Genomic DNA, 12,921 nt, shown 5'->3' with positions numbered 1-12,921 from the left:
TATTCCCGCCCCCACCGCGCGACCAGCCATGGCCGGCCTGCTGGAGATCGACCCCGCCCATCCGTCGCCGGAGTAGGCCCTGGTGGATGCTGCTCGCTACGACGGCGCCGTTTCGGACTCCCTCTGGAGTGCGATGGATCCCGTCAAGGCACTGGACGACGTGGAAGGGCCGGCAGACCGACGCGGCTTCCCTTGGTCGGCCCACACACCGGCCGGGCGTCGGCGTCCAAGCGCCGACCCCACGCAAGCACCGTCACCGGCCACGCCGTCCGGTCGCCCCCGGGCGACCCGTACCACGAGGCCGCAACGGCGTCGGCACTCCCGAACGGGCGCCGCCGCAAGCAACCAAGACATCCTCCGAAGCCGCCCACGCGTGACCGCCGTCGAAGCGGGTGACCGCAGGTGGGTCCGACGCACGGGCTCCTCCACGGCGTGAAGCGTGTCGGGCGGGAGAAATCGGGCAGCGGTCCACCGTCACACCGACGTCATCGAGGAAGGTTGGCCGCGTGTCCCAGATCGAGGAATCCATCGAAGTGGACGTTCCCGTGTCCGTCGCCTACAACCAGTGGACGCAGTTCGAGGACTTCCCCCAATTCATGGACGGCGTCGAACGCATCGAGCAGCGCACCCCCACGCTCACCCACTGGACCACCAACGTCCACGGCGTCAAGCGCGAGTTCGACGCCGCCGTCACCGAGCAGATCCCCGACGAACGCGTGGCCTGGACCACCGTCGAGGGCGAGGTGCACCAAGCCGGCGTGGTCACCTTCCACCGCTTGGGCGACACCCACACCAAGATCATGCTGCAACTCGACCACGACCCCCACGGCATCGCCGACACCGTCGGCGACAAACTCGGATTCGTCCGCCGTCAGGCCAAGGGCGACCTCGAACGCTTCAAGACGTTCATCGAATCCCGAGGCACCGCGACCGGCGCCTGGCGGGGCGAAGTCTGACCGATCGACCCGAGAACCCCACGACGGCGGGACCGGCACCCATCGCCCCGGCGAGAGGTGCCGGCCCCGCCGTCGAACCACGCCCGAACGAGGGCACGGTCGCCAAGCGGTGCCATGCCGCCGCCACCGGGACTCGACGGCGCCCGGGTTCCCGGCCCCGGCCCCCGCCCGGAACGGGCCTCGCGAGAGCCGTGTGGCCCGCGAGACCTCGTCTACGTAGGCTGGCGGGATGTCGGTAATCGGTCGAAAAAGGGCACGACCCCTGGCTGGGCGCGTCGCCGTCGTAACCGGGGCCGGGCGCGGCTTGGGCGCGGCCGTGGCCGTTGGACTGGCGGAGCGTGGCGCGGTCGTGGCGCTGCTCGGGCACAACGCGCGGTCCCTGGAGCGCGTCGCGCGGTCCCTGCCGGGGCGAGCCGACTGGTGGGAGGTCGATGTCACCGATGATGCGGCGATGCACCGCACCGCCGCACAGGTGCGCGAGCGGTTGGGTGCGCCGTCGGTGGTCGTCGCCAACGCCGGAGTGGCCGAGGGTGGGCCGTTCGCCGAGTCCGACCCCGCGACCTGGCGGCGTGTGATCGAGGTGAATCTGATCGGCAGCTCGATCACCGCCAGGGCGTTCCTGCCCGACCTGCTCGCCTCCCGGGGCTACTACCTGCAGATCGCATCCCTGGCGGCCATGGGCGCCTCGCCCATGATGACCGCTTACTGCGCGTCCAAGGCCGGTGTCGAATCGTTCGCCCACGCCCTGGGAGCGGAACTCGCCCACGAGGGCGTCGGAGTGGGCGTCGCCTACCTGAACTGGACCGACACCGACATGATCCGAGACGCCGACCAGCACCCGGTCCTGCGGGAGTTGCGCGCGCACATGCCCCGGCCGGCCCGCAAGGTCTACCCGGTGCGCACCGTCGCCTCCAGGATGGTGCGAGCCGTGGAACGACGCTCCTGCGCGGTCTACGCCCCCGCATGGCTCAGGGCACTGCAGCCGGTCCGCGCCGCCCTGCCGCCGTTGGTCACCCGCCTGGCCCGCACCGAACTTCCGCGCCTCGCCGCGCACCACACGTTCGACGCGACCGGACTGCTCGGAGCCGGCGGCCGCGACGACACAGCCCCCGGCACGCAGGACCGGTACCGGTAGCGCTTCGTCGAGGGGACCGGGGTTGGGGGCCTGGGCAAACGCTTGGAACCGAGGGCGGCCGGGGGCCGGCGGGGTGGCGGGCCGATGACTGGGCTTGGGGGTGCCGTGTCCGGGCGGATGCGGTTCTCCGGGCCCGGATTCGGCGATATGCCGTGGCAGCGCGCGAGAACCCACCGACGAACATCGCAACCAGGCCGCCGGCGGCCGGGCCGGCGCCGAGAACGCGGCTGGTCCCGACCGGGGGCCGGTCAGGCGACGAAGATGCGGAACGGATACCCAGAGGGGTCCGCGAACACATACAGCGCGGTTCGTCGGGGTCGTCGGGGTCGTCGTGCTCGTCAGGCAGGAACCGCGCCCCGAGACTGCGCGCGCTCACGCTGCGTATGCAGATCGGTCGTGCCCGGGACGGCGAGATCCAGGTGCATCTGCATCAGGACGTCGTGCCGAGGCCACGTCGTCCGCGTCAGGTGATCGCCGTGTCGAAAGGCGAGCTTGTTCGTTCCGTCGGCATCGCGCAGGACGAGCCCGTCGGCATCGTCGGACGCCCCCTCCACGGGGGGTTCGTCGCCGGGTCGATACGACAGTCCAAGCAGTAGACGGTAGAACTCCACCAGAATTCTCGGTTCGGTGGTGTCCAGGACCGTCTGCACGAGCTGCGGATGGTCGTCCATGGCGGACTCGGACCCGAGCCCCATCAGGAATGTCAAAATCGGCATGCGGGCCGCCAAGACGGAAACTCGTCAGGCATGACACACGCACCGCGGCCGGGACACGAGGACGACCACAACCGTGACGACGCCGAAGGCCGCCCCGAGGACGTGGGCCCGTCCGAGCAGGTCGAGGAACGCGCACCCGATCAGCCGAGCGAGTTGCCCAAGCGGGCCTGGCTCGCGGTGCTGCGCGGCACGGTCAATGAGTTCAAGGACGACGAACTCGCCGACCGGGCCGCGGCCCTGACCTACTACGGCGTACTGGCACTGTTCCCCGCCCTGCTGGTGTTGGTCTCCCTGTTGGGTATCGCCGGCGAATCGACCACCGACCGGGTGCTGGACAACCTGAACAAGTGGGCCCCCGGCTCGGCACGCGATGTGATCACCGACGCGGTGCGCCAGTTGCAGAACAACGGTGGCTTGGGCTCGCTCCTGGCGGTGGTGGGCCTGGTGGTCGCCGTGTGGTCCGCCTCCAGCTATGTCGCCGCGTTCATCCGGGCCTCCAACGCCGTCTACGACATGCCCGAGGGCCGGCCGGTGTGGAAGGTCCTCCCGCTGCGCCTCGGCCTGACCGTCGTGCTGATGATTCTCGCCTGCGCCAGTGCGCTGATCGTGGTATTCACCGGTTCCCTGGCGCGACAGGTGGGCACCGCACTGGGTATCGGCGACGGCGCGCTGACGGCGTGGTCGATCGCGAAGTGGCCGGTCCTGGTCCTGCTGGTGACGATCATGGTCGCGATCCTGTACTGGGCCGCGCCCAACGCCGAGGGCCGCGGCTTCAGATGGATCACCCCCGGCAGCTTCCTCGCCCTGGCGATCTGGATGCTCGCCTCCGCCGGCTTCGCCTTCTACGTCGCGAACTTCGCCTCCTACAACAAGACCTACGGGACACTCGCGGGAGTGATCATCTTCCTGGTGTGGTTGTGGATCACCAACCTCGCCGTCCTGCTCGGGCTCGAATTCGACGCCGAACTCGCCCGCCGACGCGCCATCGCCGGCGGCCTCCCCGAGGACGAGGAGCCCTACGTCCGGCCGAGGGACACCCGCAAGTGGAGTGCGAAAGACCACCGCCGACTGAATGATTCGTCCTGAGCCCACGGGGGACCGCGACCGAAACGCGGATGCGCGTGAGGCGCCCGAACGCGGCCGTGCGCGGCCGTGCGCGGCGGCGGCCCCGAAGCGCTCATGGGCCTGCTTGTCACCGAGACGACCGCGGCCCCGCAATCCCACCGGTGGCAAGCGGCAACCCATCGGGGCTACGCACGCACACACCTTCCTCGGCCGACGGTACCTCGAGACCGCCCGTCGACATCGATCACGAAGCGATCGAGCGCTCGACGTTCCCGGCGGGGGCGATCAACAGCCGATGACGCGGGTGATCGCCAGGCGGTCGGCGCGCAGCGCGGCGCGGGCGGCGTTCGCGCCGCAGGCCCCGTGCACACCGCCTCCGGGGTGAGCGGATGCGGAGGCCAGATACAGCCGGCGGACCGGCGTGCGCGATCCGCCCGTGCCCGGGACGGGCCGGAAGACCAACTGCTGGTGCAGCGCGGCGGATCCGCCATTGAGGGCGCCGCCGACCAGGCTCTCGTTCGCCGCCTCCAGGGCGAGCGGGGACATGATCCGGCGCGCGGTGATCCTTGCGCGAAATCCCGGCGCGAAGGACTCGACCCGCGCTTCGAGGCGATCGGCGTACGCTTCCGTCTCCGCGAGATCCCAGCGTCCGGTGAGGCGGCCGTCGAGGTCCTCGGTGACGTGCCTGGGAACGTGTGTGTAGGCCCAGGCGGATTCCGTTCCGGCCGGGGAACGGGTGGGGTCCGTCGTGGTCATCTGTCCCAGCAGCAGGAACGCGCGGGCGGGCAGTCTGCCCGAGGCCACCTGTACGGCGTAGTCGGAGAGTTCCGCGAGGTCGCCGGACAGATGTACGGTGCCGGCTTCGGACGCCGCGTCCGCCGTCCATGGGATCGGCCCGTTGAGGGCCCAGTCGACCTTGAACGTCCCCGGGTCCCAGGCGAACCGGCGCAGGTCCTCGCGCAGCCGCGTGGGCAGGTCGTCCCACGAGACGAGCCCGCCGTACAGCGCCGGCGCCGGGACGTCGGCCAGCACTGCCCGGCGCGCCCGCACCGCCGCGCCGTCCGCCGTACGTACGCCCAGAGCCGCACCGCCGCGCACGACGACCGACGTCACCCGCGTGCCGCAGCGGACGTTGCCGCCCTTGGCGGTGAGGCGTCGGACCAGCGCGTCGGTCAACGTGCCCGCGCCGCCCACCGGCACGGGCCAACCGTACTGTTGGCCGAGCATGGCCAGGAGCCAGCCGTATGCCGCGCTCGGGGCGGCCTCCGGCACCAGATCCGCGTGCAGCGCGCAGCCGGCCAACAGCATCGTGGCGCCGACGTCGGAGAACTCCTCCTCGCCCAATCTGCGCACCGACAAGGCCATCATGCGCGCGAACCGTAGGCCGTCCGCCGGCCCGAGTCGCGCCGCGAGCGCCATCCCGGAACGAATCGGCGGGAAGGGAGTCAGAAGCGCGTTCACCAGATGCGGGTCCAAGCGGTCCCACAGCGCCGACAGCCTGCGCCACCCCGCCCCGTCGTCGGTGCCGAAGTCCGCTGCCAGCCCTGTGGCCGTGGCATCGACGCCGCGCCGCAGGACGGCACATCGTCCGTCGGCGAGGGGGTGTGCCAGGACCGAAGGGGCGTGACTCCAACGAAGTCCGAACTCGTGCAGGTTCAGTGCGGCGATCGCGGGCGAGGCAACGGCAAGGGGATGGAAGGAACTGAAGGTGTCGCTCACGAAGTCCGGATGCACCTCGCGATCGCTGTGCACCGCGCCGCCGGGGGCCTCCCGGGCTTCCAGCACCTCGACCCGCCATCCGCGATCCGCGAGGATGTTGGCCGCCACCAGCCCGTTCGGGCCGGCGCCGATGACGACCGCGTCGGCCTCGTCGGTCATCGGGGGCCGGCTTCGGGCGCCGGAGCGTACTCGCCCTCCGACGGTTCCTCGGCGACCCGGGCGAGGTTGCGGAGCATCCTGCGGTTGCGCAGGTGCAGAAGGAACTCGCCGGGTGGGCCGTGCAGACGCGCGGCCGGGCCCCGGAGCGGATGCTCGTCCACCAGGACCAGGGTGTCGGTGTCCCACGGCAGCAGTTCGATGCCGATGCGAGCCGTCCCCAACGGCGAAGCCACCGCCTCCAGCTCCAGGCGTCTGCCCGGTTCGCAGAGCCGGACGATGCACTCGTCCCGAAACGTGATCGGCCCGAACCCGATCGTGTACACCAGACGCGCCCCTTCGCCGGGCCACGCGTCATCGGCGCTTTCGACGCGCTTGGTGCCCACGACCCACTCGGCATAGCGCCGCGCGTCCGCGAGTACGTCCCAAACCCGTTCGGCATTCGCGTTGATCAACTGCTGTCGTCGAGCCATGCGCGGCGACTACCCGAACCTGGCCGTCTCGTACCCGAAACGCTCGACGTACCTCTGCCCCCGTGCCGCGTCTGTGAATCGATCTTCGGGGCATACGGGTGCGCATGACCACATCGCAGACACCGATGGTGCCCTCCGTCGCGGCAGCCGGGCCCGGACTCAAGAAGACCTTGACGACGCCGTTGCTGTTCCTTTTCATTCTCGGCGATGTGCTCGGCGCGGGCGTGTACGTCCTGGTGGGCCAAGTCGCCGGCGAGGTCGGAGGGGCGGTGTGGGTGCCGCTGGTCGTCGCGTTGTGTCTCGCCCTGTTGACGGCGGGTTCGTACGCGGAGTTGGCCACGAAGTACCCGCGGGCGGGCGGTGCCTCGCACTACACGACCCTCGCGTACGGGCCGTTCGTGGGCTTCGTGATCGGGTTCTGCATGCTCGCGGCGGGCATCGTGTCGGTCGGCGCGTTGGCGCGGGCCTTCGGTGGCGACTACCTGACCGAGTTCGTCACGGCCCCCATCGCACTGGTGGCGGTGTTGTTCCTGATCGCCCTGGCCCTGCTCAACGCACGCGGCATCAGCGAGTCGATGCGGGCGAACTCCGTGGCGACACTGATCGAGGTGGGTGGCCTGATCCTGATCATCGGCCTGGGGGCCTGGGTGATGCTGCGCGGCGACGGCGACCCTTCGCGACTGACCCGGCTGGGCGTCCACGACAAGGGGCCGGCCGGCGCGGTGCTGAGCGGTTCGGTACTCGCGTACTACTCGTTCGTGGGGTTCGAGACCTCGGTCAACGTCGCGGAGGAGACCAGGAACCCTCGACGCTCCTACCCGCGCGCCCTCTTCGGGGCTCTGGTCGTGGCCGGCGTGATCTACGCGCTGGTCGGCATCGTCGCGAGCGCCGTCGTACCCACCGACCGGCTGGTGGCGTCCAGCGGCCCACTGTTGGAGGTGGTCGAGATCGCCGGTGGCGTACCCGAGTGGCTGTTCAGCGCCATCGCTCTGGTCGCCGTCGCCAACGGCGCCCTGTTGACCGGCATCATGTCCTCGCGACTGACGTACGGCATGGCCCGGGACGGCCTGCTGCCGGCTTTCCTGGCCCGCGTCCTGCCGGGCCGCCGCACGCCGTGGACCGCGATCGCGACGACGACCGGACTGTCCCTGCTCCTGGCCCTCACCGGTGACGTCGCCACCCTCGCCTCGACCCTGGTCCTCCTGCTTCTGGTGGTCTTCCTCGCCGTCAACGTCGCGGTACTCGTGCTGCGCCGCAATCCCGGGGAGCACGAGCGGGAGCATTTCCGCGTCCCCACCGTCCTGCCGATCCTGGGCGCCGCGTCGTGCGTCCTGTTGTCCACCCGCGTCGAAGCCGACGTCTGGGCTCGTGGGCTGCCGCTGATCGGCGCCGGGATCGTGCTCGGCCTGCTCTCCGCCGTACGCCGCTCCCGGCAGCGCCCCGGCGAAAACGAAAGTCACACCAGTGGGCCCGTGGTCTGAACGCGCATACACCAGAGCGCTCCGAGGTGACGAGGGATGCCGGAACACGGGCCTTATCCGGAACCGGGTCGGGCGCGTACCCACGACCGAGACCGGCAATATCACCGGGACCAAGGACGAGGACTACAACATCATCTGGCTCACCGAGGAATGATGCCTGAGCAACGCCCTACGCCTGCAGACCTACATCCAGGACGCCGAACGCGACGGCGACAACGAACTCGCCGAATTCTTCCGACGCGCCCAGGGCGAAACCCGCGAGGGCGCCGAACAGGCCAAGACACTCCTGCGCGCACGACTGGGCAATTGACCCCGGAACCCGAAGGCCGCCGATGCGTTCCCCCGGCGGGACGGTCCCAGGGGAAGACGCCGGCGACCGACCCGACCCAGTACGGCACGGATTCTCGACCCACACCACAACGACGGAGGCAGGGACAACGGTGACCGACGACGGCGAAGTCCGTGTGCGCGTGATCGACGACGGCCGGGCGCTGGTGACACTCCCCCGGGTGGTGGACGCGACGGTCGCCCACGGCGTGCGCCAAGCCCTCCTGCACGGCATCAACGCGCTGCCCGACCACGTCGTCGACGTCGACTTCGACCTCTCCGCAACTCTGCTCCTGGACGACGCCGGCACTGCGGCCATCGGCGCCGCCCGCCGCCACGCGTTGCTACTCGGACTACGCCCGGGGCACCCCACCGCGAAACACCACACGAGCCAGGCCCCGGTCGACCCCGGGGAAACACCGCTCCGGCGGTGAACGCCCGACGCCGTCGAGCATCGTGAACACCGCCGGGTCAGCCACGTGATCGCGTGAATGGGTGGCTGACCCCCGTGTTCTCCCCGCCGCCGTACAGTTCGCCCTCGGTGCCGACCGCGAGTTCCCCGCGTCGGCGATCACCACGCTCACCCGGCCGGACCGACCGGCTCGCCCACCGGCCGGTGCAGGTCGCGGTCGAACTCTCCGCCGTCCAGGCCCGGCACCGAGGATCTGGTGCAACCGGGTCGTCTCGTCAAACCAGGGTGCGCCCGGCCGCGTGCCTTCGTGTCGTTGTCGGCCGTGCCGATCAAGTGGCTTGCCAATCCCGGATCAGGCCGTTTGCCGGTGAATGGAGAGCACGGCACTGAGTGCGGCGGCACCGTCGAGGAGGGCCTTGGATCGAGCAGTGATGCCGGCGTCCCTGGCAGCCAGCGCCGAGACGACATCCTCCGATCGGCGGGCGCGCCGCAGCTCCGGCATGAGGGCCCGCAGGGGCGTGATGCGGTATCCGGCCTTGCGCAGTTGGTGAACGATCCGCGCATCCTGCACCTGAGTCGGTGTGTATCGTCGCGATCCGCGCACGGGGTCGCGGTCCGGGATGACGAGAGCCTCCGCATGCCAGTGCCGCAACGTCGAAGGGCGCACACCGAGGGCGGCGGCGAGTTCGGAGACGCTCATCGAGTCCGACGCGCGCACGTCTTCGATCGACTCGCTGGAGATCGCGTGGGCGGCCTCCTGAGCGCGCCTCAGTTCCGCGCGCTCTGCATCGAGCCGGGCGTGCGCCGTGTCGAGAAGGGCAAGCGCCTGCGAAGTGGGAAACCGGTGGAAGGCCCGAACGATCTTCTTGGCCTCGATCGGCCCCACGCCCGCGGCGAGGGCTCGGTAGGCCATTGCGGACTGCAGATGTACCTCCCCATAGATCCGGTAGCCCGCGGCGGTGCGCATCGCGGGCGGAAGTACACCGTCGTGCTCGAGATTGCGAACTTGCTGAACGGAGTACCCAACGCGTCGCGCGACATCAGCGGTACGCACGCATATCCCCTGATTTGAGACTTGGCATCCCGGCATCCCTCGATCTCGGCCTCAAAGTCTCCACAAGCACTTCAATGCAACGCTAGAGCACATGACCATCGACGAGATCATCAGCTTTGTGGGCGACCTCGACGGCGTCCTGATCATCAGGCCCGCACCCGGCGACGGCACGCCGGAAATCAGCTGGGGGGACACGTTCTTCTACTACGCACCCGACGGTGCCACTCCGACGAGGGCCCAACCGTTCGCGACTGTCGTGACCAAGGACTACCCCGGCGACGAGGCATCGCGTCTGGACCGGCTGGACACCTTCCGCGTGAATATTGCCGCCGGGAAGGAAGCGTTCATCCACTGGACCGGTCACGCAGCACACGAACCAGCCTCCGCCGAGGTCGACCCCAGTGCCACCGACACCGTGATCGCCCACCCCGTCTACGGCACCGCCGGCTGGCTGGCAGTGGTGAATCCGGGCGAGCGCACCGAAGCACCGACACGCGAGCTGCTGCGTGCGGCCCATCACCTCGCGCGCTCACGCCATGAGCGACGCGCCGACTCGACAACGCGATGAGGCTAGGAATCGAGCCGACGGTCGCCCACTTCGCGTGCCATCCGGTTTCCCCGGTCGGTGGCCGCCGGCCGTTGCCCGGTCTCCTGCGCGGCTGCGCTCTGGCCCGGTTGGAGCGGTTCCCGCCCTCGAGTGGCCGCGGCCTGGGATGCGGAGAGCTGCCGGGCCGGCGGGAAGCCCCTGGTCAACGCAATGTGCGGGCGATTGCACACGTCACGGGAGGCGGTCGTGGATCTCCGGAGCTGGGCCGCGGCGGCGGTGAGTCCGGGGGCCGCGCCTTGGATCGCCGCGGCTTGCTCCGTGCCGACGATCGCGCGGTGGTCACGACGACGCTCAGGCGGTCGGTGTGATTGCCCAGTTGATGGACACGTTGCCCGCCTATGGCGGTGAACTCCACGGTGTCGTGCGCCGCGCTCTTGCCCATCACGGGCTCGACGATCTCGGGTGTGATCAGCCGAAGGTCGGGCTGTGCCCGGTAGAGGGACCGTACCCTCCAAGGCACGGCGGGCGCTTGCCCTCGGGACGGAAACGCGGCCGCGTCGCGTTCGGCTTCCGAGGACATGGCATCGGCGCGCAGGATGTCGGGCACTCCCCGCCCGTACTGCCGGACGATTTGATGGTGCCGGACGATTTCCAGTTCGTGGAGCGTCACCCCGACGATGCCGAACATCACGGCGTCGGGCCCTCCGCCCTCCTTCTGAATGAGCGCCAGGGCATCGTCTGTTCGGCCGTGCTTTTCGCCTGTCGTGGTGAAGAACCGCGAATCCAGGACCACCCTGTTCCCCCGGACCTCGGCCAACGTGTTCGCCCCGGTGGGCATGTCGCACGAGAAGCCGTCGATCTCGACATCGTGATTGACCCGGGCGAAATGCACACTGCCCAGGGCGACCGGCCGCAGGTCGTCGGCGTGGACGGACAGCAAGTCCATTGCGGTGCCGCGCTGTCCGGCTCGCTGCAATGCCTGGTCCACCAATTCGAGGACGTCTTCCGTTGTCGTCGCACGGGCAAGGTTCCGTACGAACGGATCGTCGGGGCTCACGCCCCGCACGGCACGGCGGAGCGGAATGCTCGCCCGCTTACGTGCGTCCGCCACCGCTGCTCCTCATGTGCTCGTCTTCGAACCGGCCGCCCACCGGCCGAACGGCTGCGGGCTTACCCGGTCCGGCAACCGCGCATTTCGCTCACGCAGCCGAACGCGGCCCGTCAGGCTCCGGGTTGGGCGGCCCCGGGCACGCACGCGTGCACGGGGCCCGTGGATCGACCTCAGAGCGGCCCCGACGGAGTTGCACCAGCCGCGTCAGCACGATCATTGCCCGACGAAAGCGCACCGCACCGGTCGTTCCCCGACAGACGATCGCCTGCAGTCGGCGGCCCTCATGGTCACTCAACCACCGCACCACAACTCTCTCGGCACATGAACCACATGGTGGCCGGCGATCACAGCACGCGCAGGCGGGATTCTCCGATCACAGCCCAACCGTCCCCCACCTCACCCCCACCGGCGTCGGCGCGTGGTGGCGAGCAGGAACAGCCAGGCCGTCACTGCGATTGCGGCCCCCACTCCGTACATCGTGGCCGCACCGCCGTGTCCCAGGGCGATGCCGCCGATGCCGGAACCCAGCGCGATGCCGAGGTATATGCCGGACGAGTTCAACGAGACCACCAGAGGGACCTCCTGCGGTGCGGCCTCGATCAGGCGATGCTGCTGCGCGGGGGTCTGCGCCCAGGAGGCGGCGCCCCACCCGAACAGCAGCGCGCCGACGAGCAGTCGGGGCGGATCGCCCGCCGCCGGCCCGGCGAGCAGCGCCAGGGCCGCGGCCATCGCGGGATAGGTCACCGCGAGCACCCGCACCGGGCCCCGTCGGTCGGTGGCCTGCCCGGAGCACAGGTTGCCGAACACCGCACCCGCGCCGTACAGGACCAGCATCCACGCCACCGCCGAACCCGTGACCCCGACCGCCGCCAACGCGGGCGCGCTGTACGCGTATGCGGTGTACGCGGCGGTCATGCCGAGCACGGTCAGCGGCAGCACGCCCGGCACGCCGGGTCGGCGCAGCACCGCCAGTCGCGCCCGCAACGGCACCCGGTCGGCGCCGGGCAGTGCGGGCATGATCATCCGGATCGCGACGGCGATCACCAGACACAACCCCGCTACCACCCCGAGTGCGACCCGCCAGGTGGCGAGGTGGCCGACCAGCGTGCCGAGCGGCACCCCCAGCGCGGTCGCCGCGGTGAGTCCACCGATCACCACGGCCAGTGCCCGGCCTCGGAGTTCGGGCCGCACCAGCGCGGCGCCGACCGCACCCGTCCACCCCCGTCCTCCCCGTCCTCCCCGACCGGATCGATGACGAAGACGTGTGTGAGGTGAACGGCGCCCCTCGAAGCAGCCGGCCATCCGGGTGCACCCGATCACGATCGCCGTCGCACCGAAGAAGCACACCGTCGGCATCTCCCCACCCGCCCCGATCGCCTCGAACTCCACCGCCGGGACGCGACCAGCACGACCAGGTCGGCCTTCGGGATCGCCCACCCGGCCATGACGTCGGCCAACACCCGGTCGTCGGACCACAGTTCGTCCGGGCCCACCCCGTCCGCCCGGACCAACTCGTCGAAGGTCCGCCTGCCGCCTCTTGAAGGTGAGCCACGCGGGTGGCCGCTGGATCACCCGCCCAGCCTGGCAGCGTTCGCAGACGCACCACACGCACCAGGCGCCCCACGCGCACTAAGCGCAACAAGCGCACCAGGCGCGGCCTCTCGCAGGCAGGAGTGCGTGCGTGTGTGCGCGGTTGTGGGGATTTGGTGAAGGCGCCGGGTGGCAGCGGTCCCGTTGATACGTTCCATGCACGAACCACCTTGCTGTGT

At 70.2% G+C, this 12,921-nt stretch carries 12 protein-coding genes and 1 pseudogene; 7 read left to right on the top strand and 6 right to left on the bottom strand.

Annotated features, from left to right (window positions below):
* The first annotated feature begins 506 nt into the window (after positions 1-506).
* Entirely contained in the window at positions 507-956 is a 450-nt protein-coding gene (locus tag ACIBSV_RS11380; protein ID WP_395861630.1) for an SRPBCC family protein, read from the top strand.
* A gap of 229 nt (positions 957-1,185) precedes the next feature.
* Positions 1,186-2,091: an SDR family oxidoreductase gene (locus tag ACIBSV_RS11375; RefSeq protein ID WP_395861628.1), complete on the top strand. Its 906-nt coding sequence runs from the start codon at positions 1,186-1,188 to the stop codon at positions 2,089-2,091.
* 338 nt (positions 2,092-2,429) lie between these two features.
* Here ACIBSV_RS11375 and ACIBSV_RS11370 read toward each other — a convergent pair whose 3' ends face one another.
* The gene (locus ACIBSV_RS11370; RefSeq protein WP_395861627.1) at positions 2,430-2,819 is read right to left on the bottom strand and encodes a VOC family protein; all 390 of its coding nucleotides are present in this window, start codon (positions 2,817-2,819) and stop codon (positions 2,430-2,432) included.
* A gap of 18 nt (positions 2,820-2,837) precedes the next feature.
* Here ACIBSV_RS11370 and ACIBSV_RS11365 point away from each other — a divergent pair, with 18 nt between their 5' ends.
* Positions 2,838-3,893 (top strand): YihY/virulence factor BrkB family protein, encoded by a 1,056-nt coding sequence (locus tag ACIBSV_RS11365; protein WP_395861625.1) that lies wholly within the window; start codon positions 2,838-2,840, stop codon positions 3,891-3,893.
* Positions 3,894-4,157: 264 nt separating this feature from the next.
* Here the strand turns inward: ACIBSV_RS11365 and ACIBSV_RS11360 are convergent, their stop codons facing one another.
* Together ACIBSV_RS11360 and ACIBSV_RS11355 are read right to left on the bottom strand one after the other, a co-directional pair.
* The gene (locus ACIBSV_RS11360) at positions 4,158-5,750 is read right to left on the bottom strand and encodes a phytoene desaturase family protein (protein WP_395861623.1); all 1,593 of its coding nucleotides are present in this window, start codon (positions 5,748-5,750) and stop codon (positions 4,158-4,160) included.
* Positions 5,747-6,220, bottom strand: coding sequence for an SRPBCC family protein (locus ACIBSV_RS11355; protein WP_395861621.1), 474 nt, complete (start codon positions 6,218-6,220; stop codon positions 5,747-5,749). The genes ACIBSV_RS11360 and ACIBSV_RS11355 overlap by 4 nt, the downstream gene beginning before the upstream one ends.
* A 104-nt stretch (positions 6,221-6,324) precedes the next feature.
* Between ACIBSV_RS11355 and ACIBSV_RS11350 the strand changes: the two genes are divergently transcribed.
* From ACIBSV_RS11350 to ACIBSV_RS11340, 3 genes and pseudogenes are all read left to right on the top strand, one after another.
* Entirely contained in the window at positions 6,325-7,701 is a 1,377-nt protein-coding gene (locus ACIBSV_RS11350; RefSeq protein ID WP_395861619.1) for an APC family permease, read from the top strand.
* A 55-nt stretch (positions 7,702-7,756) separates the two neighbouring features.
* Positions 7,757-8,011 (top strand): annotated as a pseudogene (locus ACIBSV_RS11345) (hypothetical protein).
* A 130-nt stretch (positions 8,012-8,141) separates the two neighbouring features.
* Positions 8,142-8,462 carry a hypothetical protein gene (locus ACIBSV_RS11340; RefSeq protein WP_395861618.1) on the top strand — a complete coding sequence of 107 codons (321 nt, stop codon included), beginning with the start codon at positions 8,142-8,144 and terminating at the stop codon, positions 8,460-8,462.
* Between the two features lie 330 nt (positions 8,463-8,792).
* Here the strand turns inward: ACIBSV_RS11340 and ACIBSV_RS11335 are convergent, their stop codons facing one another.
* On the bottom strand, positions 8,793-9,494 hold the full coding sequence (locus tag ACIBSV_RS11335; RefSeq protein WP_395861616.1) for a MerR family transcriptional regulator: 702 nt from the start codon (positions 9,492-9,494) through the stop codon (positions 8,793-8,795).
* Between the two features lie 91 nt (positions 9,495-9,585).
* Here ACIBSV_RS11335 and ACIBSV_RS11330 point away from each other — a divergent pair, with 91 nt between their 5' ends.
* Positions 9,586-10,062 carry a DUF6194 family protein gene (locus tag ACIBSV_RS11330; RefSeq protein WP_395861614.1) on the top strand — a complete coding sequence of 159 codons (477 nt, stop codon included), beginning with the start codon at positions 9,586-9,588 and terminating at the stop codon, positions 10,060-10,062.
* A gap of 181 nt (positions 10,063-10,243) precedes the next feature.
* Here ACIBSV_RS11330 and ACIBSV_RS11325 read toward each other — a convergent pair whose 3' ends face one another.
* A complete protein-coding gene (locus ACIBSV_RS11325) occupies positions 10,244-11,152 on the bottom strand; it encodes a hypothetical protein (protein WP_395861612.1) in 909 nt (302 codons plus the stop codon).
* A gap of 396 nt (positions 11,153-11,548) precedes the next feature.
* A complete protein-coding gene (locus ACIBSV_RS11320; RefSeq protein ID WP_395861610.1) occupies positions 11,549-12,343 on the bottom strand; it encodes an MFS transporter in 795 nt (264 codons plus the stop codon).
* Between the last annotated feature and the right edge of the window lie 578 nt (positions 12,344-12,921).

Source organism: Embleya sp. NPDC050154 (assembly GCF_044460165.1).
GTDB lineage: Bacteria > Actinomycetota > Actinomycetes > Streptomycetales > Streptomycetaceae > Embleya.
Note: the sequence above shows the minus strand (reverse complement) of the source record. Positions and strands in the feature narration are given on the sequence as shown.

What these genes read in the sequence shown, in the direction of transcription:
- ACIBSV_RS11355 (WP_395861621.1), bottom strand. Translation starts at nt 6,220, where the DNA reads ATGGCTCGACGACAGCAGTTGATCAACGCGAATGCCGAACGGGTTTGG.
- ACIBSV_RS11350 (WP_395861619.1), top strand. Translation starts at nt 6,325, where the DNA reads ATGACCACATCGCAGACACCGATGGTGCCCTCCGTCGCGGCAGCCGGG.
- ACIBSV_RS11365 (WP_395861625.1), top strand. Translation starts at nt 2,838, where the DNA reads ATGACACACGCACCGCGGCCGGGACACGAGGACGACCACAACCGTGAC.
- ACIBSV_RS11375 (WP_395861628.1), top strand. Translation starts at nt 1,186, where the DNA reads ATGTCGGTAATCGGTCGAAAAAGGGCACGACCCCTGGCTGGGCGCGTC.
- ACIBSV_RS11360 (WP_395861623.1), bottom strand. Translation starts at nt 5,750, where the DNA reads ATGACCGACGAGGCCGACGCGGTCGTCATCGGCGCCGGCCCGAACGGG.
- ACIBSV_RS11330 (WP_395861614.1), top strand. Translation starts at nt 9,586, where the DNA reads ATGACCATCGACGAGATCATCAGCTTTGTGGGCGACCTCGACGGCGTC.